The 21262-nt window shown below is 60.2% G+C and carries 19 protein-coding genes, 1 pseudogene and 1 riboswitch; of the genes and pseudogenes, 1 reads left to right on the top strand and 19 read right to left on the bottom strand.

From position 1 onward, the window contains the following. Positions 1-6: 6 nt before the first annotated feature. From hypF to ACO6BQ_RS01810, 8 genes are read right to left on the bottom strand one after another with little or no spacing between them, the layout of a single operon-like run. A complete protein-coding gene (hypF, locus tag ACO6BQ_RS01845; RefSeq protein ID WP_489119208.1) occupies positions 7-2334 on the bottom strand; it encodes a carbamoyltransferase HypF in 2328 nt (775 codons plus the stop codon). Beyond that, the gene (locus tag ACO6BQ_RS01840; protein WP_489119159.1) at positions 2331-2864 is read right to left on the bottom strand and encodes a HyaD/HybD family hydrogenase maturation endopeptidase; all 534 of its coding nucleotides are present in this window, start codon (positions 2862-2864) and stop codon (positions 2331-2333) included. Before ACO6BQ_RS01840 ends, hypF begins: the two co-directional genes overlap by 4 nt. 16 nt (positions 2865-2880) lie before the next feature. Continuing rightward, on the bottom strand, positions 2881-3543 hold the full coding sequence (gene hypB, locus ACO6BQ_RS01835) for a hydrogenase nickel incorporation protein HypB (protein WP_489119157.1): 663 nt from the start codon (positions 3541-3543) through the stop codon (positions 2881-2883). 2 nt (positions 3544-3545) lie between these two features. Beyond that, a complete protein-coding gene (locus tag ACO6BQ_RS01830; protein WP_489119155.1) occupies positions 3546-3884 on the bottom strand; it encodes a hydrogenase maturation nickel metallochaperone HypA/HybF in 339 nt (112 codons plus the stop codon). Between the two features lies 1 nt (position 3885). Further along, positions 3886-4128, bottom strand: coding sequence for a hypothetical protein (locus ACO6BQ_RS01825; protein WP_315452801.1), 243 nt, complete (start codon positions 4126-4128; stop codon positions 3886-3888). A 52-nt stretch (positions 4129-4180) separates the two neighbouring features. Next, complete coding sequence (gene cybH, locus ACO6BQ_RS01820; RefSeq protein WP_489119153.1) at positions 4181-4864, bottom strand: Ni/Fe-hydrogenase, b-type cytochrome subunit; 684 nt, start codon at positions 4862-4864, stop codon at positions 4181-4183. Between the two features lie 12 nt (positions 4865-4876). After that, complete coding sequence (locus ACO6BQ_RS01815; RefSeq protein ID WP_489119151.1) at positions 4877-6790, bottom strand: nickel-dependent hydrogenase large subunit; 1914 nt, start codon at positions 6788-6790, stop codon at positions 4877-4879. Then, positions 6787-7875 carry a hydrogenase small subunit gene (locus ACO6BQ_RS01810; RefSeq protein ID WP_489119149.1) on the bottom strand — a complete coding sequence of 363 codons (1089 nt, stop codon included), beginning with the start codon at positions 7873-7875 and terminating at the stop codon, positions 6787-6789. The genes ACO6BQ_RS01815 and ACO6BQ_RS01810 overlap by 4 nt, the downstream gene beginning before the upstream one ends. 140 nt (positions 7876-8015) lie before the next feature. Between ACO6BQ_RS01810 and ACO6BQ_RS01805 the strand changes: the two are divergent. After that, positions 8016-8138, top strand: a pseudogene (locus ACO6BQ_RS01805) (secretion protein HlyD); the annotation flags it as partial. A gap of 157 nt (positions 8139-8295) precedes the next feature. Beyond that, a riboswitch (molybdenum cofactor riboswitch) is annotated at positions 8296-8463 on the bottom strand. Between the two features lie 81 nt (positions 8464-8544). On the opposite strand, the gene ACO6BQ_RS01800 reads toward ACO6BQ_RS01805, so the two are convergent. From ACO6BQ_RS01800 to ACO6BQ_RS01750, 11 genes are all read right to left on the bottom strand, one after another. Next, entirely contained in the window at positions 8545-9324 is a 780-nt protein-coding gene (locus ACO6BQ_RS01800; protein WP_489119147.1) for a hypothetical protein, read from the bottom strand. Between the two features lie 12 nt (positions 9325-9336). After that, a complete protein-coding gene (locus tag ACO6BQ_RS01795; RefSeq protein ID WP_489119144.1) occupies positions 9337-10245 on the bottom strand; it encodes a M23 family metallopeptidase in 909 nt (302 codons plus the stop codon). A 102-nt stretch (positions 10246-10347) separates the two neighbouring features. Then, entirely contained in the window at positions 10348-10869 is a 522-nt protein-coding gene (locus ACO6BQ_RS01790; protein ID WP_314666084.1) for a DUF4446 family protein, read from the bottom strand. A gap of 36 nt (positions 10870-10905) precedes the next feature. Continuing rightward, positions 10906-11913 carry a ParB/RepB/Spo0J family partition protein gene (locus ACO6BQ_RS01785; RefSeq protein WP_489119141.1) on the bottom strand — a complete coding sequence of 336 codons (1008 nt, stop codon included), beginning with the start codon at positions 11911-11913 and terminating at the stop codon, positions 10906-10908. Next, a complete protein-coding gene (locus ACO6BQ_RS01780; protein ID WP_489119138.1) occupies positions 11900-12664 on the bottom strand; it encodes a ParA family protein in 765 nt (254 codons plus the stop codon). The genes ACO6BQ_RS01785 and ACO6BQ_RS01780 overlap by 14 nt, the downstream gene beginning before the upstream one ends. Positions 12665-12729: 65 nt before the next feature. Then, complete coding sequence (gene pfkA / locus ACO6BQ_RS01775; protein WP_489119136.1) at positions 12730-13692, bottom strand: 6-phosphofructokinase; 963 nt, start codon at positions 13690-13692, stop codon at positions 12730-12732. 180 nt (positions 13693-13872) lie between these two features. Continuing rightward, on the bottom strand, positions 13873-15195 hold the full coding sequence (gene dnaB / locus ACO6BQ_RS01770; RefSeq protein ID WP_489119134.1) for a replicative DNA helicase: 1323 nt from the start codon (positions 15193-15195) through the stop codon (positions 13873-13875). Further along, entirely contained in the window at positions 15161-17266 is a 2106-nt protein-coding gene (locus ACO6BQ_RS01765) for a S16 family serine protease (RefSeq protein WP_489119132.1), read from the bottom strand. The genes dnaB and ACO6BQ_RS01765 overlap by 35 nt, the downstream gene beginning before the upstream one ends. Positions 17267-17561: 295 nt before the next feature. Next, a complete protein-coding gene (gene rplI, locus ACO6BQ_RS01760) occupies positions 17562-18005 on the bottom strand; it encodes a 50S ribosomal protein L9 (RefSeq protein ID WP_489119130.1) in 444 nt (147 codons plus the stop codon). Continuing rightward, positions 17977-19989: a DHH family phosphoesterase gene (locus tag ACO6BQ_RS01755; RefSeq protein WP_489119128.1), complete on the bottom strand. Its 2013-nt coding sequence runs from the start codon at positions 19987-19989 to the stop codon at positions 17977-17979. Before ACO6BQ_RS01755 ends, rplI begins: the two co-directional genes overlap by 29 nt. Before the next feature lie 47 nt (positions 19990-20036). Further along, positions 20037-21002: a YybS family protein gene (locus ACO6BQ_RS01750; RefSeq protein ID WP_489119126.1), complete on the bottom strand. Its 966-nt coding sequence runs from the start codon at positions 21000-21002 to the stop codon at positions 20037-20039. Positions 21003-21262: the final 260 nt, after the last annotated feature.

The following is a 21262-nucleotide window of genomic DNA, read 5'->3' as shown; positions in this document are numbered from 1 at the left end:
TCAACTTCAATTCTTCTCCATCCGTGCGCGTGCCGCCGCCGCCTGCCCGTATGCAATGCCGCCATCGTTCGGCGGGGCATTGTGCGGCAGGAGCACACGGAAATCGCCGAGACGTGTGAGCAGATTCTCCAGCAGCAGCGCATTCTGGAACACACCGCCCGAAAGCACCGCCGTGCGAAGACCCGTCCGCGTCGCCAGAATGCCGAGCATCTCCGCGACCGCCGCTGCCATCGTCACATGGAAGTCGAGCGCACGCCCCGCATGCTCCTCATCCGTCAGCCCTTCCGCGCCGTCCGCGAGCGCACGCAGCACGGGCAGAAAGTCCACCGTCATCGGCACAGATGCGCAGTTCATACGATACGGCAGCACAACGCCCGCCCGCCGTGCGCGCCGCGCACAGAGTTCCAGTCCGATTGCCGCCTGTCCCTCGTACACATTTACACGGCAGATGCCAAGCAGTGCCGCCGCCGCATCGAAGAGCCGCCCCGCGCTCGAGGTCGGCGGTGCATTCACCCCCGCCGCCGTCGCCTGCATCAGCAGTTCCCATCCTGCGGGAAGCGCAGCCGCAAAGCGCGGTGCATGCGCCGCAAGCTCTGCCCCGTACATCCCATGGAGCACCCAGAGCGCGAGCCGCCACGGCTCTGCGGCCGCTCGGTCGCCGCCCGGCAGGGGGATATAGGCAAAGTGGGCGCACCGCTCATAGTCCGCGAGATTGGCAGCCATAAACTCCCCGCCCCACGAAGCACCGTCATCGCCGTACCCCGTCCCATCGAGTGCGACACCGAGCACGCGCTCATGACAGGCGTGTTCGGCGAGCACCGCAGCAATGTGCGCGTGATGGTGCTGCACGCGCACGAGCGGAAGCCCCTCCCGTGCGGCACGCGCCGCCATGTATTGCCCCGAGAGATAGGCAGGATGGAGGTCTGCCACAAGCACCTCCGGCCGCACCGCAAAGAACTGTTCGTAATGCGCGATGGTCGCCTCGTAGGACGCGAGCACAGAACGCTCCATCAGATCGCCGATATGCTCGCTCAGAAACGCCTCTGCCCCGCGCGTCAGGCAGAACGTATTCTTCAGCTCCGCGCCGCCCGCAAGGACGGCACTCGAACGCGCAAAGGGGAGGGCAAGCGGCGTCGGCGCAAAGCCCCGGCTGCGGCGGATGATCTGCCGCCCGCCCGCCGTCATGCGCATCACCGAATCGTCAACACGGTGCACAATCTCCCGATTGTGCAGGAGGATGGCATCCGCTATTCCCGCAAGTCCCCGTACGGCGGCGTCGTCCTCGTAGAGGATTGGCTCGCCGCTGAGGTTCGCGCTCGTCATCACCCAGAGATCATTTTGTTCGAGCAGGAGGAGATGCACGGGCGCATACGGCAGGAGCACCCCGAGGTACGCATTCCCCGGCGCAACGCTCTCTGCAACAGCATCCACCCCATCCGCACGCCGACGGAGCAGCACGATCGGGGCGGCGGGCGAGGTGAGCCACCGCTCCTCCTCCGCCGATACCGTGCAGAGCTTCCGCACGAGCGCGAGCGAACCCGCCATCACGGCGAGCGCCTTCGCCTCGCGCCGCTTCCTCTGTCGCAGACGGCGCACCGCCGCGTCACTGCGCGCATCACACGCGAGATGATAACCGCCGATGCCCTTGACCGCAACAATGCCGCCCGCCGCGACCATCGCCCGCGCCCGCGCGAGCGGCTCGCCCACCTCCGCCACCCCATCAACAAGGAGACGGTAGACGGGGCCGCAATCCGCGCACGCATTCGGCTGGGCGTGAAAGCGGCGATCAGCGGGGTCATCGTACTCGCGCTGGCACGCATCACACATCTGAAACGAAGCCATCGAGGTCAGCGGACGATCATAGGGAACGCCGCGGATGATCGCGTAGCGCGGGCCGCAGTTCGTACAGTTCGTAAAGGCGTAGCCGTGCCGCCTGTTTTCATCGGACAAAATCTCACGGCGGCAGTCCGCACAGACCGCAAGGTCGGGCGAGACAAGCGTCCGCGCGAGCGTTCCCACATGGCTCGGCAGGATCTGAAAGACCTGCTCCCCCGTCGGCGAGACCTCCTCGAATGTCACAGCGGTTACAGATGCCGCAAGCGGAGCTTCCGCGTGCAGTGCCGCTGCGAATGCGTCGAGTTCCTCTGCCGTTCCCTCCGCCTCGATGCCGACGCCCGCGCTGTCATTCCATACGCATCCCGCCAGACCATATTCCCGTGCAAGACGGTAGACAAAGGGGCGGAACCCCACCCCCTGCACAATCCCTGAGACACGAAAGGCGCGCCTTGTCCGCGCGCCTTCCACTGCCATTCGATCACTCTGCCGCACGGTCATGCACTCTGCCGATCGGATGCCGCACGCGCTGTGGGAACGATCCCCCAACGGATCAGCTCCTCCACCGCACGATGCGCAAAGCGCGGCAGTGCCGCCGCCATCTCCGGACTGAGCGAGAGCCCCGCCGTCACCTCGTACGGCTGCACGCCGAGCACAACAACATTCGGAATCGCCCGCTCCGTCACCGTCAACCACGCGAGCACATCCTGAATCCCGATTTCGTGCGAAGACATCTTTTCCTGAAAATGCGCCATCACCGCGTCGTCCTCAAAGCGGTAGACCGTTCCCGCAAGTGCGTCGCCCGCGACAGCATCGAGGATGAGCAGCTTCTGTGTCCCCGTGACAAAATGCAGCAGCTCCGGGCCGAGCGTCCCGCCATCGAGCAGACGGACATCGTGAGGAAAGTGGAAGTGCTCCTCCAGATACTCCACGGCACGCACGCCAAAGCCCTCGTCCCGCAAAATAATATTGCCGATGCCAAGCACCGTCACGGGTGCCACCGCAACCAACTGGTCATTGATCACTCTCATCGCCTTCCTCCTATTGTCACGCCTGCTTCTTCTTCGCCCGCACCTGCGCGCGCAGCCAGTCGTACCACGCCGCAAGTCCCTCGCCCGTCCGACACGAAATCGGCAGAACAGAGATCCCGGGGTGCAGTGCCGTGATGTCCGCGCACGCCGCCTCCATATCGAAATTCGTATAGGGCAGGATGTCCACCTTATTGAGAAGAGCCACCGCCGACTCCTTGAAAATGAGCGGGTACTTCAGCGGCTTGTCGTCGCCCTCCGTGATGCTGAGCGCAACCGCCTTTGCATCCTCGCCGAGCGCGAACTCGGCGGGGCAGACAAGGTTGCCGACGTTCTCAATTACGAGGAGATCGAGCGCGGACAAATCCAGTTTCCCGAGTGCCGCCGCGACCATCGCCGCGTCCAGATGACAGCCGCCGCTCGTATTGATCTGCACGACAGGCGCACCGCAGCGTTCGATGCGCGCCGCATCCTTCGTCGTGAAGAGATCCCCCTCGATGACCGCCATGCGCAGCTCCCCGCCGAGTGCCGCGAGTGTCTGCTCGAGCAGAGAGGTCTTGCCGCAGCCGGGCGAGCCGAGGAGATTCAGCGCATAGATGCCATGCCGCGCAAAGAGTGCCGCATTCTCCGCCGCCGTCGCCTCGTTCTGCCCAAGGATGTCCGCCTTTACAACTACTTTCATACCTATTCCATCTCTATATAGTCGACGCGCATCTCGCGCCCATGCGTGAACTCCATCCCGCCCCCGCAGTCGGGGCAGAGGTAGTCCTGCGGGCGCAGCGCGCGTTCTTTGCCGCAGTCGTGGCAGCGTCCCGCAAGGGGGATGCTCGTCCACGTCAGTGCCGCCGTCTCCGCCATGGTCCCGCGCACGAGCGTCCGAAAGGCAAGCGTCAATGCCTCCGTCTCCACCCCCGAGAGCTCTCCGAGGAGGAGGTGGATGCGCTCGATGCGCTGCGCATGGTTGTCCCGCGCGTGCATGAGGGCGATGTCAAGGATGCCCTCGGCAATCGCCATCTCGTGCATCCTAGAGCTCCGCCGAGAGATTGTGCGCAGCGAAGGTGCTGATGAGTTCCGTCATCTTCGTCTTTGCCGGGTCATAGTCCACCGTCGTCTCACCGTCATGCGTGTGGATGTGCACATAGAGCACACCCGCAAGGCCGAGGAGAGCCTTCTCCACGGCGGCAGCATTCTCCGTCGTATAGCCCTTGACAAAAAACTGCAAATGCGTCGTACTCTCCGCGAGGCCGCAGCCACATTCCTTACACATAAAGATCTCCTTTGATTCGTTCCCATCCTACGCTGTTTGCCCAACGCAAACCTCACTCCACATCCTGTGCGTCTGCCGCCGTATGCCGCAGCAGCTTCGACCCTGCGAACATACTTGAGACCTCCGCCTCACCCTCCATGAACTCCGCACGGACGACGAGGTAGAAATGCCCAATCGCGAACAGCATAATCGCCCATGCCGCATAGTGATGCACGAAATGCGACATGAACTCGTTCCCGAGGACATGGTTCACCCAACCGAACAGGATGCCGCCGATCGCCGACGGTTCCGTCATGTAGTACATAGCAAAGCCCGTCAGCACCTCGACCGCCACCATCACATACAGCCCCGCGTATGCTGCGCGCGCCAGAGGGTTGCGCAGGAAGGGGCGATGAGACGTGCGCAGGAAAATGTAGTGCTGCACAACTTCCCACGCATCCAGATAGTACTGCTTTTTCCAGAAATGCGGGAAAAGGCGATCGCCGCGATTGATGATAAAGCCGTAGACGCGCCCGATGAAGCCCGCACAGAACGCAAACGCCGCAATGAAGTGGATGTTGCGCACGAGGTTCATCAGGAGCGGCGTATTCGTCGGCTCGGAGGCAAGGATCACGGGCGGCTTCGTAATGAGAAAGCCCGTGATAAAGAGCACGATGATCGCAATGACCATCAGCCAGTGAAAGATGCGCAGAAAGGGGCTAAAGAGGTAGTACTCCTTGCGTACTTCTTGTTTCATGCGGATCGCCCCCTATTCGTCCACGCGCACGCCGGCGTAGGGGTCGGTCGTGACGACGCGGATCTTCTCCCCCTTCGCGTTAAAGAGGTGGGTCGAGCACGCCATGCACGGATCGAACGAGCGCACCGCCTTCACGATCTCGAGCGGCTTGTCCGCAATCTTCACGGGCGTATCCATCATCGACATCTCGTATGCGCCGTGTCCTGCCGCATCATCGCGCGGGCAGGCGTTCCACGTCGTCGGCACAACCGCCTGATAGTTCGCCACCTTGCCGTCCTTGATGACGACCCAGTGACTGAGCGCACCGCGCGGTGCCTCGTAGAAGCCGACGCCCTTTGCCTCCTTCGGCCAGGTCGAGGGATCCCACTTGTCGTTGTTCACCACGCGCGTGTCGCCGCTCTTGATGTTCGCAACGAGCTTGTCAAAGAAGAACTTGCTGATCTCCGCCTGCAGCTGCGCATCGAGCGCACGTGCCGCCGTGCGGCCGACCGTCGAGGGCAGCCACGCCTCGGCAGGAACGCCGAGCACCTTCGTCACTGCGTCGATCTGGTCGACAATCAGCTGCTCCGCCCACGTCAGCTCGCCGAGCAGCCCCTGCTTTGCCTTCGTGTAGAGCACGATATAGCGCGCGAGCGGACCGACCTCGCAGAGCTTGCCGCGCCATTTCGGCGTCTTGAGCCACGAGTATTTGCCCTGCTCGTTCAGCGCCTTCCACTCCGTCTTCGTGCCTTCCTTCGGCTCCGTGTAGTGCGGCTTCGTCTCGCCCTCCCACGGATGCAGCCCCTTGCTGTCGCCGCCGCTGTACTCGTACCAGCCGTGCTCGACGCTCTCGCTGATGACCTCGGGGTCGGAGACATCCTCCATCTTGAAATCATAGACCTTTGCCTGCATCACGCCACCCGCAAAGTTCTCGACAACGCCGTTGCAGCGCACGAGCAGATCCTTGAAGAAATCGCCGTTCGTCGCGCCGCTGAACGACTCCTCGGGGAACATACCGAAGCCGAGCACGCGCTCCTTCGCGAGACCGCCGCCCGAGACATAGCCTTTCTGCACATACAGATGCCCGATGGCGAGCACGTCCGGCAGGTAGTAGTCGTTCATCATATGACGCGCGGACTGGATCGAGCGGTCGACAATCGCCAGGCGTGCCGTGTTGATCGGCGCATTGCCGTCCTCCATTGAGATGGAGCAGGGCATGCCGCCGAGCACATAGTGCGGATGCGGGTTCTTGCCGCCGAAGACAACGTGCGGCACGACGAGATCGCGCTGCTTGTCCAGCATCTCGAGGTAATGCGAGATCGCCATGAGGTGCACCTCGGGCGGCAGCATCTGATAGTCGGGGTGATCCCACCACTGCGCGGAGAAAATACCGAGCTGACCGCTCTCCACGATCTTCTGCACCTTCGCCTTGATCGCCGCATAGTACTCGGGATTCGAGACGGGCACGTCGTGCGGGTATGCCTCCGTATCGAGTCCCTGAGGGCCGCGGAAGGGGAGACGATAGGTCCTGAGCACCGTGTTCTGGAGTGCCGCCGTCGCCGCAGGATCCGCCTTCAGCGCCTCGAGCGGGCTGACCCAGTCGAGCGCGTGGAGGTGGTAGAAATGGATGATGTGGTCCTGATGTCCGAGGCATGCCGCAATGATGTTGCGGATGTAGTGTGCATTCTTCGGAATGGTGATGCCAAACGCGTCCTCCACGGCGCGCAGCGACGCGAGCGCATGGGACGACGTGCACACACCGCAGATGCGCTGGATGTATGCCCACGCATCGCGCGGGTCGCGGTCGTTCATGACGAGCTCGAGACCGCGCCATGCCGTACCGGAGGAGATGGCATCCGTGACCTTGCCCGTCGCCTCATCCACCTGGATCTCGACGCGCAGATGTCCCTCAATGCGCGTAATCGGGTCGACAACAACGTGTTTCATTCATGCACCTGCTTTCCCTCTTTTTCGAGCTGCTTCTCATGGCATTTCTTCTGTACGAGGCTCGCGCCCGCGTGTGCCGCGACACCAACTGCCGTCGCCACGGCAAGCCCCGCACCGACCATATCCACGTCGATGCCGTCATACTCGGGCAGACGTTTCGAGAAGGGTGCATCGTCCCAGAAATTCGCATTGCTGCACCCGATGCAGGGTGCCCCCGACTGGATGGGGTACGACATCCCCTGATACCACCGCAGATTTCCGCAGGAGTTGTACGTCTCAGGCCCTCGGCAGCCGAGATGATAGAGACACCACCCCGCCTTTGCGCCCGCATCGTCGAAGCGATCGGCAAACATGCCCGCATCGAAGAACGGACGGCGGTAGCAGGTGTCGTGAATACGGTTGCCGTAGAACTGGCGCGGCCGTCCCTCCCCGTCGAGCGGGGGCAGTGTGCCGAAGAGCGCGACATGCATGACGACACCCGTCATAACCTCAGGGATCGGCGGGCAGCCGGGCACGGCGATGTAGGGTTTCGCGCCAATGAACGAGCGGATGCCCTTGGACTCCGTCGGATTCGGCGCAGCTGCCTGGATGCCGCCCGCCGTCGCACACGTCCCGTAGGCGATGACCGCCTTTGCCCCCTCGGCGACACGCCTCAGCGTATGCGAGAAGGGATGTCCGCCCGACATGCAGGTATACTCGTGCGCCCCCGATGCGACCGCACCCTCGACTGCGAGAATATACTCTCCGTGGTACTTTTTGATCGTGGTCTCGAGGTGCTCCTCGAACGGCTCGCCGCAGCCCGCACTCAGGACATGGCTGTACTCAAGCGCGATGTTGTTCAGCACGAGATCGGATGCAAGCGGTGCACCCGAGCGGATGAAGGACTCATCGCAGCCCGTGCACTCGTGCCCATGCAGCCAGATCACGACCGGCAGCGGCTTCGTCTCCGCCGCCTCGACGACCTTCGTCATCATGTCCGTGCTCAGCCCCATCAGGGACGTGAGCGTCACACAGCCCTTCAAAAAGCTGCGCCGACTCATGCCCTTTGCGAGATAGGTCTCCCACAAGCTCTCCCTTTTACTCACATGAATCCTCCTAACCAATACACCATTTATAATTGATAATTATTACTCCTAGCTGTAGAAAATTTTCATAATTATACACCCATCCCATCAAAAAAGATATAGGAATCGCTGATAAAATGAAGTCTGTCAGATTGGCGTAGATTTTTCGTCCGAACAAGGAGGCAAACCGGACGCATAGCGAGGGCTATGTGGAGGATTTGCCGACACAGTGCGGGCAAAAAAGATGCGTCAAGATGGCAGTGCTGAATTTATCAGTGCTTCCTATACACTTTTGGGCAATACGAAAACTAATTTTGTGTTCGTTTTTGCATCCAAAAAAGGGCTGTCTCCCGCACCCAAAGGCACGACAAACAGCCCCTTAACACAGCCATATACACTGCATCTGCACACACGAAAACAGATACATGAAAAAGCCCTGTGACGGCAATTCTGTCGCTTCCTTTTCAATGGGGAGGCGATTCCTCCCGGCGGGAAGGCGCGCGCATTTCTGCGCGACCCCTGTGCGCGTCTTGGGAAAATCCCGCAGCACTGGCGCAATATCATAGGCGCACTGCCCTTAGATATTTTTGCTCGGAAACGTGGAAGAGAGCTCATTCTCTCCCGCGATTTAATTGTGCATTAATTCTAACAGGAAATCGCCGTGCTGTCAATATGCGACATTTATTCTCATCATGTGTACGATTTATTTTTTTTCTTCGCCGCCTTCTTCACGGCATTGCGCTCCTTCGCCGCCATTGTGTTCGGACGGATCTCGGCGGCGTGCCCGTCACGCTCACTGTCCGTAATGACGGTATTCTCAGCGTCATAGGCGATGATCTCATAGGTGCGGATCGTGTTTTTCTTCGTGTCGAGCACGCGCCGTTGGAGTGTGTAGCCGACATTGCGGTACGCTTCGTCGTGCATTGCATCCACGAACTGCGCCTTGCCGAGGTCGTTGTAGAGGATGAGCTGCCAGTAGGAGATGCTCCCATCGCTGTTGCGCTGCATCTTCGAGCGGTCAAAGAACCAGCCGCGCCGCTCGTCGCCCTCGATAAAGAGCCAGTCGCCCTCCTTCAAGGTCACGGGCTCGATCGCCGTCGCCACCCCGTAGGCAGCGTCGTCGGACGCACCGTCCACATGGGCACTCAGAGCCGTGCCGCTCCCGCGCCCGCCCCTCTGCGGTGCGGACGGATCCTCGGCAACATCCTTTTTCACTGTCTCCTCATTGACGGGATGGACGGTGGTGGCAGAGCCCGAGCCGACAGGCTCATCGCCCAGCTCGTCCATCTCCTCGTCCAAGACGCTCTCCTCGTCCCGTGTATTCGCGCGTGCATGCGCTTCTGTGGCAACGGTACTCCCGTGGTGCTCCTGCGCCGTCATGACCTCGTGGATGTCCGCTTTCTCGGCGGCGTCCCCCCCCGCGGGGAGGATGAGAAGACCTGCGGCAAGCAGGCAGATACTGGCTTTCATAGCGTTCCTCTCTTATAGATATCCTGCGGGATTGACGGGCGCACCGTTCACGCGCACCTCGTAGTGAACATGGGGCCCCGTGGAGCGTCCCGTCGAGCCGACATAGGCGATGACCTCACCGCGCCGCACCTGCTGTCCGACCGTCACAGCGACGGCGGAGGCGTGCCCGTAGCGCGTCACGATGCCGCCGCCGTGATCCACATCGACCATGTTGCCATAGCCGCCGTTCCACCCTGCCGCCGTAACAACACCGTCAGCGGTTGCAACGATGGGCGTGCCCATATCGGCGGCAATGTCGATCCCCTGATGGAACTCCGTGCCGTTAAAGCGCAGCCCGTAGGGCGAGCTGACGTAGCCCGCCGCCGGCCAGATGGAGGGCGTCGTGTGGGGGGCACTGTCCGAGGCATAGGAGGCCGCACCGGGGAACTCCCTGCGCATGGTCTCGGCGAGGAGGTCAATGGACGAGCGGCGCGTACTGAGACGTTCCTCGATCATCTCGAGTGCCTCGGAGAGATCCGCCGTGGTCGGCGTATGCTGCTCGCCGCCCGTCGGCGAGACCATCCCCTCCTGCACAGTCTCGTCCGCTGCGGCGGGCGATGCACCGACAATAGCACGCAGCCCGTCCTCGGCGCGGCGGAGACTGTCAAGATCCTGTTGGAGGGCGGATGCCTTTTTCGACACCTGTAGGATCTGCTCCTGCTGGATGCGGTTCGCCTCGCGCAGCTGTGCCGTCTCAGACGCGTGCATTTCTCCGTTCATCAGCGTGTAGACGGAGAGCACTGCACCGACGGTGAGGAGGGCAACTGCCGCGCCCGCCCCGACGGCGAGCACGCGCAGAGAGCGCAGTGACAGGCGCACAGTGCGCGTCACATCCTCCTCGCTGTCGATGAATTGAATTTTATAGCGTTTTTCTTCGTTCAAGTCGTTCTCCTATGTTATGATGTGTCAGGTCCGTTTTCTTCGCCCTATCCTAGCCGAACAAAATGAAAACCTGCTGAGTGCCAGCAGGTTTCCTGTGCTATTTCAATACTGAATCGGCAGCGGCTGTGCCATTGCCTCCCGCAGCACGCCCTTTTCCTCATCGGTCAGCGGGTACTCCGAGGAGCCGCCCTTGATCGGCTTGATGTAGCTGCGCGAGTCCGCCCGCGCGAAGATGCTTGAGAAGATCACGCCGTCGTTGTTTGCATCGAGCATCGCAACCGCATAGCTGAGGTCACCGCCCATGTCCTCGAATGCGCGAAAACGCACCATCGCGGTGCGTACGAGAGACTTGCGGATGAACTGGCGGATGAGTTCGTTCTCCTCGAGGATGCGCGTGTTCGTCGCGGCGACCTGCTCGACCTCGTGGATGTGTTGGAGCAACATCCCCTCAATGTCCTCCGTCTCCGAGCCGCGCATCATCTCGCGGTAACGGCTGCTCATCGTCGAGAGGCGCACCATCGTATAAATGACGAGAATCAATAAGACCAGAATGAGCAGCATCGAGGCGAGCAGGAGGGATGCCTCATGTGCCGCAATATAGTTGACAAGATTGTTCAGAAACAATGCTTTTTCCCTTCTTCCCTACGTTACTTGGGGTATTCACACCGTAAAGGATTGCGTGGAGATGGCACGCAGTGCCGCGCGCTTGTCCTCCTTTGCCGCGCTGTCCGAACCCGTGAGGAGAGCCAGCAGCCGCTCGAGATCGTCTGCGGAGAAATAGCTGATCTCAAGGCGTCCCTTGCCCTGCTCGCGGCTCTCCTGTATGCGCACCTTTGTCCCGAGGCTGCGTGTGAGCCGCTCCTCTGCCTCACGGACAAAGATGTCGGGCGTGCGCACCTTCGCGGGCTGCGCTGCCTTTTTGAGCACATTCGGATCCTTGAGAAGTCGTTTCACCAGAGCTTCTGCGCCGCGCGCGGAGAGTTCGTGCTCCTGGATGTACTCCGCCGCTTCGCGTTGGAGGGTTTTGCTCTCAAGTGCGAGGAGCGGACGCGTCTGTCCCATGGAGAGGACGCCGTTCGCGATAAATGCCTGTACTTCCTCGGCGAGCCGCAGGAGGCGGACGCTGTTCGCAATCGCCGAGCGGCTGCGTGCCACGCGGCGTGCCAGTTCCTCCTGCGAGAGGCGGAACTTCGTCAGCAGCTGTTCGTAGGCGCGCGCCTCCTCGATGGGATTCAGATCCTCGCGCTGGATGTTCTCGATGAGAGCCATCTCCGCCATCTCTGCATCCGATGCCGTACGCACGACCACGGGAACGGTCGCGCGCCCCGCGAGACGCGCCGCACGGAGGCGACGCTCCCCCGCAATCAGCTCATACTTCCCGTCGCCGACGGCACGCACGGAGAGTGGTTGGAGGATGCCGTGACGCGCGATGGACTCGCGCAGCTCCTCCAATGCCGCCTCATCGAACTCGCGGCGCGGCTGAAAGCGGTTCGGTGCAATCACTTCGACTGAGATTTCGGTCGGGTTCTCGGGCACGGCAGATGCTGCGGCAGGTGTTTCCTCCGCTCGCACAGGTGTGTCCGTCTTTGGAGCACCCGCAAGGACATTTTTCCCAAGCCCGAGTGCGCCAAGCCCACGTCCGAGGCCGCCCTGTTTAGCTTTCTTCACGCTTCATGACCTCCCTTGCGAGCCCGATGTAGCTCTCCGCACCGCGCGACGTGATGTCATAGGATGTGATGGGCTGCCCGAAGGACGGCGCCTCCGAAAGGCGTACGTTGCGCGGGATCAGCGTCTCGTAAAGTGCTGCACCGAAGACGTTCTTTACCTCGTCAACGACCTGCGTTGCAATCCGCGTCCGTCCGTCGTACATCGTCATGACGACCCCCTGCACGCCGAGCGCGGGGTTTGCACTCTCCTGCACGAGACCGATCGTGTTCATCAGCTGCGCGACCCCTTCCAATGCGTAGAACTCGCACTGGATGGGGATGAGGACGGCGTGCGCTGCCGTGAGTGCGTTCAGTGTGAGGAAGCCGAGGGACGGCGGACAGTCGATGAAGACGTAGTCGTAGTCGTGCTCCACCTCGGTCAGCGCATCTCTGAGGCGTGTCTCGCGCCGCTCTATGTCCGCCAGCTCAACCTCCGCACCCGCGAGCTCGACATTCGCGGGCAGGACATCCACGCGGTAGTCCGAGTGAACAATCGACTCCCGCAGACTGCGTCCCTCGATGAGGACACGATAGGTGGTCGACATGAGCATCGTCTTGTCGATGCCAAAGCCGCTCGTCGCATTCCCCTGCGGGTCGATGTCGACAAGCAGGACACGTCGTTTGGCGCGTGCAACGGCAGCGGCGAGGTTCACCGCCGTCGTCGTTTTGCCGACGCCGCCCTTCTGGCTGGCAATCGCAATGATCTTTGCCACGGGATCATCCTTTCTGCGGGAGTGTTTATTTTAATAATTTATTTTGCGGGGGGAAGTGCGCTTTCTTAGAACAGCACCTTCGCCAGATGCAGATAGTCGGGATCGAGCTTCTTCTTGTTGTTCACGGCATCGTAGAGGTTGACCGAGACGACGTGTCCCTTGCTGTAGCCGAACACCACACCAGAGAGCCCCGAGATGAGGGCAAGTGCTGCCTGCTCACCGAGCTGGCTCGCGCGTACGCGGTCGATGACCGTCGGAGAACCGCCACGCTGGATATGCCCGAGCACGGAGACGCGCGTCTCGATGTCCGTATGCTTGGCGATGTAGTCGCAGATCTCCTGCCCGCTCGCCGCGCCCTCGGCGACGACGATGAGGATATAACGCTTGCCATGCTCATAGGCACTTGAGAGATTCTTTGTGATCTCCTCGATGTTGAACTCCTCCTCGGGCACAATGATGTACTCCGCACCGCCAGAGATGCCCGCGACAAGAGCCAGCCAGCCGCTGCCGCGCCCCATGACCTCGAGCACGATCACGCGGCGATGCGCCGATGCCGTGTCGCGCAGCTTATTGATCGCATCGATGATCGTGTTCGCGGCTGTGTCACAGCCGATCGTATAGTCCATTCCCCAGACATCGTTATCAATCGTGCCCGGCAGTCCCACAATCGGGAATCCATACTCCTCCGAGAGCAGCTGTGCGCCGCGCAGAGAGCCATCACCGCCGATGACGCAGAGCCCCTCGATGCCGCGCTGGATGAGGTGTTCATGTCCGAGACGGCGTCCCTCGGGCGTCTGCCACCGCTTGCAGCGTGCCGTTCCGAGGAAGGTGCCGCCGCGCTGAATGATATCACCCACGTCCTTGGACTCCAATTCCCGCATATTCTCTTCGAGCAGGCCATGATAGCCATCGGCGATACCCCAGACCTTTACGCCCTCATAGAGTGCCGTACGCGCAACCGCACGTGCCGCCGCATTCATCCCCGGGCTGTCTCCCCCGCTCGTCATGATTGCAATACTCTTTAACACGACTCTTCCTCCCCTACCCATTTGTAAAATGCACATGAGAACTGCGCATATCCTATCTTTAAACTCCCTTCATCATAGCACAAATGACAAAAAAAATCCCCTCTTTTTTGAGGGGAGCGATGAAAATGTTTCACGTGAAACATTTTGATGCCGACGCCGTATCATGTGAACACTAGGGAATCACGCCTCACGCGCAAGATCGCGGAAGCGCGTATACTCCTTCTGGAAGAACATCCTCACCGTATCGGTTGCACCGTTGCGGTGCTTGGCAATGCTGAGTTCGGTGATGTTCGCGTTCTCCGTGTCCTGATTGTAGTAGTCCTCGCGGTAGAGGAACATGACAATGTCTGCGTCCTGCTCGATAGAGCCCGACTCACGCAGATCGGAGAGCATGGGACGCTTGTCCGAGCGTCCCTCGGTCGCGCGCGAGAGCTGAGAGAGTACAATGATGGGGACGTTCAGCTCGCGTGCGAGCACCTTGAGCGAGCGCGTCATCTCCGCGACGGCGAGGGTGCGGTTCTCCGCGCGGCCGGGGGCTTGGATGAGCTGGAGATAGTCGATGGCGATGAGGTCAAGGCCATGCTCCGCCTTCAGTCGCCGCGCACGCGTGCGAATGTCAAGGACAGTGGTGCTGCTCGTGTCGTCAAAGTAGAGGTTCGTCTTCATCATGCGATCGGCAACCTGTACAAGGCGGGACCACTCCTCATCGTCGAGCTCGCCGCGTGCGAGACGCGTCGCGTCGATCTGCCCCTCGGCGCAGAAAATGCGGTGCATCAGCTGCTCGCGCGGCATCTCCAGAGAAAAGAAAGCAACCGTGCCGCCCTGCAGGGCGACATGCGTTGCGAGGTTGAGGACGAACGCCGTCTTGCCCATTGCAGGGCGTGCGGCAACAATGATAAGATCCGACTTTTGCAGTCCGCGTGTCACCGAATCGAGGGTTGTAAGACCTGTGGAGAGCCCCGTAATCCCCCCCTTTGCCTTGGCAAGTTCGCTCACACGATCCACAGCGTCGAACACCACGTCCTTCACAGGGACAAATGCACCCGTCGTCTGACCGCCTGCGATTGCAAGGATCTTGCGCTCGGCATCATCCAGCTGCTCGGCAATATCCTCGCTCGCCTCGTACGCTGCGCCCGCAATCTCCGTACTCGCGTCAATGAGGGAGCGCAGGATCGCCTTTTCCTTGACAATTTTTGCATAGTGGACAAGGTTTGCCGTGCTCGGCACGCTGTTCGTCAGATTCGCAAGGAATGAAATACCGCCGACCTGCTCAATGAGATTCTTCTTTTTGAGCAGCTCCGTCACGGTCACAATGTCGACCGGCTCGCCGTTTTTGACCAATTCCTCCATTGTCTCAAACACGGCGCGATGTGCCTGCCGATAGAACTCGTCCGCTCGTAGCAGCTCAATCGCCTGTGTCGTCGCCGCAGGTTTCAGCATCATTGCACCAAGCACGGACAGCTCCGCCTCAATGCTCTGTGGGGGGATGCGTCCTTCCGTCATCGGATTCTCCTTTCTTCTTCCACGTATCATCCGCAAAGAGAACCGCAAAAGCCTCCTCCGCTTTCTTGAGACGATGAATCTCTAGGCCCAGATGCTCCTCGGGGATATCCTTCTTGTTCTCCCACGGGATGATGAGCGTGGAGATTCCTGCCTGTCGTGCGCCGTATGCCTTTTCAAAAACACCGCCGACGGGTCTCAGCTCTCCCTGCAGTGAGATCTCCCCCGTCACCGCCACATTCTGACGGATCGCCGTCCCTGTCACCGCACTGACAATCGCCGCGAGAATGGCAGTGCCCGCGCTTGGGCCGTCAATGTTGCCGCCGCCGATCACGTTGACATGGATGTCATAGTCGTGGATATCGCGCCCCGTGAGCTGACGCATGACCGACGCCGCGTTGAACACGGAGTCCTTCGCCATGCTGCCCGCCGTCTCGTTGAAGCGCACCGTGCCCTTCCCCTTCTCCGCTGCAGGAAAGGCTACTGCCTCAATCTCGATGATCGATCCGAGGAATCCTGCGACGCCAAGCCCAAACACCCTGCCAACGGCTGGGGTGTCCGAGGCTTTCTTTCGACCGAAACGGTAGAGGCGGCTGACCTGCGCGACCTCATAGATATCGTCCTTCGTGACGCGAATCTGCGGCAATGTTTCACGTGAAACAATGTGGTGGGATTTCACATTTACTTTGGACGGATCTCCCTCTGTTTCATGTGAAACATTTTCCTTTGCGACATCCTCCACTGTTTCACGTGAAACAATCTGCGCAATCTCCGCATCCGTGAGACGATTCAGTGCAAGGCTGTAGGCATCCGCGAGAATGTTGATTGCCTTGCGTCCCTCAATGGTGTATGTGCTGATGAGCTGTGCCACGCCCTCTGCAAGCTCGACATTCAGACGCTGCGCTGCATTCTCCACAATCGTGAGGATGTGCGCGGGGGTCAGCGGCTCAAAGTAGATCTCCGCACAGCGTGAGCGGAGTGCAGGGTTGATATGATCCGCCTCGCGTGTCGTCGCACCGATGAGAACAAAGTCCGCAGGCGCGCCCTCCTCAAAGAGCTTCCGAATGTACGGCGGTACACGCTTGTCATCAGGGTCGTAATACGCCGACTCGAAATGTGCTCGCTTGTCCTCAAGCACCTTCAGGAGTTTATTTTGCAGCATCTCGTCCATCTCACCGATCTCGTCGATGAACAGGATGCCGCCGTGTGCGTCCGTCACGAGCCCCGGCTTCGGCTCAGGCACGCCGCTGTCCGCAAGACTCTTCTGTGCCCCCTGATAGATGGGGTCGTGTACCGATCCAAGCAGCGGATTCGTCATGTCGCGCGGGTCCCAGCGCAGCGTTGTTCCGTCCGTCTCCACGAACGGCGCATTCTCCGCGAACGGCGACGCCGCACGCTTCTTCGCTGCCTCAAGCACGAGGCGTGCCGCCGTCGTCTTGCCCACACCCGGCGGCCCATAGAGAAGGAGGTGCTGCGGATAGGGAGAGGAGAGCTTTGCCATGAGCGAGCGCACGGCACGCTCCTGACCGACCACCTCATCGAAGCTGCGCGGACGCAGGAGCTCCATGACCGACTGTGTGAGATGGATGCTTTCCAGTGCCTCCAAATCCTCGCGCTTCTTCTTATCGTGCGGCGACTCCGTGCCGGGGCTCTCCTCCGAGATCACCTGGCGGCGGATGTCGTCCACATACTCCTCGTGATCCTTTTCGAGCTTCTCCGTCACCTTGCGCTCGATGCGATCCTCGAGATCACGCCGTGCGAGAATCCCCGCAAGCTGCTCCGTCATACGGTTCAGGATCTCGGGAATCTCCGCCTCCGAGGGCGGCGGGGAGAGCAGCGGATCCTCCTCAAGGATGCGCATGAGAGCAAGCACGCGCTCGCGCCGATTCTCCGAGCGCATGAGCGTCATTGCGTTCATCTTGCCCGCCTGTATCACGAGGCGTTCCGTCCCCATCGTATCTGCGAGCATCCGAAAGATCGCCGCAATCTCCGCATCAATCCGCGCCTCGGTGGAAAGCTCAGGCGGCTTTTTCGCTTGCCCTTCACTGCCGAATAAATCCTTAAAAAATGACATAGAAATTGTTTCCTTTTGAGAGAAAAGCTGATGAGGCAATCCTCATCAGCCTGTTGGATGAAATTGTTATGTGAGATCCCCTCTCCGCTGTGGTAGGAGAGACTTTCGGGTGGGGATGAGGCGTGCAATACCCATAAGTGAACCCTAGTGGAGCAAGTGAGTAAAACAGGCGACTCGCCCCCGGCGCACTTCTTTCGTTCAAGCAAAGCGCGTTTGGAATCCGCAGGTATTTAGGCAGATAAGTGTACGTCCGCTTGCGTAACGAGGTGTTTGCGAAGGGCACTCGACACCATGTCTACTCTTTCCTCACATGAATCTTGATCGTCGTCGCGATGTTCGGATGCACCTTGACGACTGCCTCGTAGAGGCCCTCGCCGACCACCTCGCCGCGAATCGTAATCTTGCGGCGATCCACGTCGATGTTCTTCTTCTTCAGAGCCTCCGCGACATCCTTGCCCGTCACCGCGCCGAAGAGCCGCCCGTTCTCGCCGATGCGCACGGGGATCTCCACCGCGACCTTTTCGAGCTGTGCCGCCATCAGCTTTGCCTCGTCGACCGCCATCGCATCCTTGCGCGCCTTCGCGCCCGCCTGCGCCTTTGCCACATTCACATTCTCACTGTTTGCGGGCAGTGCGAGCTTCTTCGGCAGGAGGAAATTGCGCCCGTACCCGTCCGCAACCTCCACGATCTCGCCCTTTTTCCCGATATTCTTAACGTCCGCCTGCAGTATGACTTTCATGTTTGTCACTCTCCTCTATATACTCTCTAGCACGTTCGACGACGTTGCCGCGCACCACACTGAGTGGTACGCCCTTGACCTGCGCGCCCGCCACATTCGCGTGCCCGCCGCCGCCAAACGCCTCCATAATCACCTGAACATTGAGCTCCCCCGTCGAGCGTGCGCTGATGCCCACCGCATCGCCCGGCAGCTGGAACACATAGATGCTCATACGCACCCCATCCACGCGCAGCATCCCGTCCGCCGCCTGTGCGGCAATGATCTGCCCATTCGCCAGACGCTCGGGAATGCTGCCCACGATCAATCCACCCGCAAAATACTCCGCATTCGCCTTGGCGCGCGCGAGTGCAACCGTCGTCTCGTAGTCGCTCTGGAATAGTGCCCGCACAAGCACGGGGTCTGCCCCCGCACGGCGGAGATACGCCGCCGCATCAAACGTGCGAACCCCCGCACCGACATTGAAATTCTTCGTATCCACCACGACACCCGAGTAGAGTGCCGTCGCATCAAGACGCGTCGGGCGCACCGTATCACCGAAATACATCAAGAGCTCCGTCACAAGCTCGCTCGCCGAGCTGGACGCCGTCTCAATGTAGACGAGCAGCGGGTTCTTGACAAAGTTCTCGCTGCGGCGGTGATGGTCGATCACAACAATCTTTGGAATGCGGTCAAGCAGCGTCGGGTCGGCAAGAATGTGCGGGATGTGCGCGTCCACCACGACGAGCAGCGCAGTAAGCGAGGCAACACCGGCGATATCGCCGGCGCGGACGAAAAGCCCTTCATACGCCTCGTCTTTCCCTACCATGTCAAGAATGCGGTCAATGCCCTCATTCGTATCGCTGAGCACAATGTGCACAGGCTTGCCAATCGCACGTGCCATACACGCAACGCCCATCGCCGCGCCGAAGCAGTCATAGTCCTCGTTGTGATGCCCCATGACATAGACCTCGTCCGCCAACTCCATGATGTCGCGCAGAGCGTGTGCCACCACACGTGCCTTGACGCGCGTATGCTTTTCGACCGCCTTTGCCTTGCCGCCGAAGAACTGCGTCTTGCCGCTGATATCGAGTGCCACTTGATCGCCACCGCGACCGAGCGCGAGGTCGAGCTTTGCCTCCGCTTCCTCACCGAGCTCCTTGAGCGACTGATCCGCCGCAAGCGAGAGCCCGATGGAGAGCGTCACGGGAAGCCCCTTCGAGTTGACAATCTTGCGCACCTGGTCGAGAATGTCAAACTTCTCCGCAATCGCATGATCGAGTGCTGCGCGGTCAAGCAGCGCGACGAACTCGCCATCCGAAATGCTGCGCATAAAGCCGCCAAGCCCGTTCATCCACGCATCCAGACGCTCGCGCACAGCGAGCAGCAGCATCGACTTCTCCGCCTCCGACTGCCCCTGCATGATCTCATCGTAGTTGTCCAGCTGAATGTAAAGGAGCGCCGTCCGACTCTCATGGAATCGTTTCTCAAGATCGGCAAACTCCGTCTCATCCTCCACGTAGAGCGCAAGCAGCGGATCCATATTCGGCGGGGTAGGTACCATGCGATGATGGATGCGGTACGAGTGTCCCTCATGCGGCAGTCGATACTCGCCCTCGCTGCCCCAGACCGTCTCAAGGTTGAACTTCGGCCAGAAATCCGTAACCGCCGTTCCCTGTTCCGGCTTTCCCCCGCCAAGGGACTCTCCAAGCTGATGATTGCACCACTCGAGATGACCGTCCTGATTCACGAGGAGAATCGACTGCGGCAGCGAGTCGACCGCATAGTTCATAACATTGTTGACATTACGGATAATGCCCATACAGTAGCGTTCAAACCGCCGTTCTCTGTCGCGACACCGTTCCCACGCAAACGCCGCAAGCAGAGCCCACAAGAGCAGCGCGGCCGTCCCCACGTAGGGGTTGTAGCAGAACGTCACAAGTGCAAGCGCAAGCATGACGATCAGATGGACCGTGAGGTCGATCCACGCGGATAAATTCCGCGGCATAGAATCACCTTCTTTTTATATGCAAAGTATATACAAGAAATATTATTTTACTGTAAATGATTGCGTTCCCGAAACTTTTTCCGATAATCAAACGCCATATCAAACAGCCCCGTCCACGAGAGGATCTGCGTCATGAAACCGTTCAGCGCGATGAACACATAGATGAGGATGCGCACGAACGAGGACACCTTAAAATGTTTCATCAGGAACTGCACGAGAGAGAGTCCCTGCACCAGCCCTGCAATGAAGGCAATCAGATAGCCGTTCAGCCCCGCCTGATAGAGCAGGGTGATGTCGCGCGTCGTTCCCCAGTAGATCGCAATGAGCGAGAATGCAAAAAGATACGGGAAAAAGACGGGCAGCCGCCACTCTGTGAACGCAGGCAGCGGCGAGGCAGGGAGTCCCAGACGCGTGAGTACCTTGCGCAGGAGGGCAAAGCACGCCGTCACCTCGATTACGGAACTGCCGAGGAACAGCGCAGGCAGAATGAGCACGAACAGCTCGAGCACCTGCGTCGACGCGACGCGCGTCTCCTCCAGCTGCGCCTCATCCATGCCGAGGGAGCGGTACATTGCCAGGGTCTCGTCCAGTGTCGCGTTCGCCGTGGAGATATCCATCGCAAACGGGTTCAGCCCGAAGAGCAGCAGCATCATGAGTGCCGCCGCAACCTTGCCGCCGAGTGAGGCGAGTGCGCCGCCCACGAGAGCACGCATCGTGTCCGCCCTGCGGCGGAAGAATGCGCCGAGCACCAACCCCGTCGGCGCAAACGAGAACACAAAGAACGCCCCCGTCACCGGCGTTGCAAACAGCATCGTGAGCAGCAGGGATGCAGCAGCGGCAAGTACGCCCCAGCGCAGCCCCTCACGCACCGTCACGAGTGCGATAAAGACCGGCCAGAACATCCCCATCATCATTGTCAGCATGGGCAGATAGATCGCCGCGAGCGCGTAGACCACCGCCGCAGCCGTCATAACCCCCGCCGTCGCGGCAGGGCGAGCATCTTGCTCACTCATTCCATATCCTTTCTGCGGGTTTAGGAAGCACTGATAAATTCAGCCGCGCCGTCTTAGCACATCTTTTTCGCCCTGTCTGTGCCCTAGAATCCTCCACATAGCTTTGGCAAGCGTTGGGTTTGCCTCCTTGTTCGGACGAAAAAATCTACGCCAATCTGAGGGTCTATTTTATCAGCGATTCCTTTATTCGCATTCCCTTCCTTATGTAAAGGAAGCACTGATAAATTCAGCCACGCCATCTTGACGTATCTTTTTTGCCC

It is taken from the genome of Centipeda sp. (in: firmicutes), from assembly GCF_057271695.1.
This window is presented reverse-complemented; position numbering and strand designations above follow the sequence as displayed.

Bases quoted from the DNA above. Each gene is read 5' to 3' on its own strand.
- hypF (WP_489119208.1), bottom strand. From the start codon at position 2,334: ATGACCGTGCGGCAGAGTGATCGAATGGCAGTGGAAGGCGCGCGGACA.
- ACO6BQ_RS01840 (WP_489119159.1), bottom strand. From the start codon at position 2,864: ATGAGAGTGATCAATGACCAGTTGGTTGCGGTGGCACCCGTGACGGTG.
- hypB (WP_489119157.1), bottom strand. From the start codon at position 3,543: ATGAAAGTAGTTGTAAAGGCGGACATCCTTGGGCAGAACGAGGCGACG.
- ACO6BQ_RS01830 (WP_489119155.1), bottom strand. From the start codon at position 3,884: ATGCACGAGATGGCGATTGCCGAGGGCATCCTTGACATCGCCCTCATG.
- ACO6BQ_RS01825 (WP_315452801.1), bottom strand. From the start codon at position 4,128: ATGTGTAAGGAATGTGGCTGCGGCCTCGCGGAGAGTACGACGCATTTG.
- cybH (WP_489119153.1), bottom strand. From the start codon at position 4,864: ATGAAACAAGAAGTACGCAAGGAGTACTACCTCTTTAGCCCCTTTCTG.
- ACO6BQ_RS01815 (WP_489119151.1), bottom strand. From the start codon at position 6,790: ATGAAACACGTTGTTGTCGACCCGATTACGCGCATTGAGGGACATCTG.
- ACO6BQ_RS01800 (WP_489119147.1), bottom strand. From the start codon at position 9,324: ATGAAAGCCAGTATCTGCCTGCTTGCCGCAGGTCTTCTCATCCTCCCC.
- dnaB (WP_489119134.1), bottom strand. From the start codon at position 15,195: ATGACGGAAGGACGCATCCCCCCACAGAGCATTGAGGCGGAGCTGTCC.
- ACO6BQ_RS01765 (WP_489119132.1), bottom strand. From the start codon at position 17,266: ATGTCATTTTTTAAGGATTTATTCGGCAGTGAAGGGCAAGCGAAAAAG.
- rplI (WP_489119130.1), bottom strand. From the start codon at position 18,005: ATGAAAGTCATACTGCAGGCGGACGTTAAGAATATCGGGAAAAAGGGC.
- ACO6BQ_RS01755 (WP_489119128.1), bottom strand. From the start codon at position 19,989: ATGCCGCGGAATTTATCCGCGTGGATCGACCTCACGGTCCATCTGATC.
- ACO6BQ_RS01750 (WP_489119126.1), bottom strand. From the start codon at position 21,002: ATGAGTGAGCAAGATGCTCGCCCTGCCGCGACGGCGGGGGTTATGACG.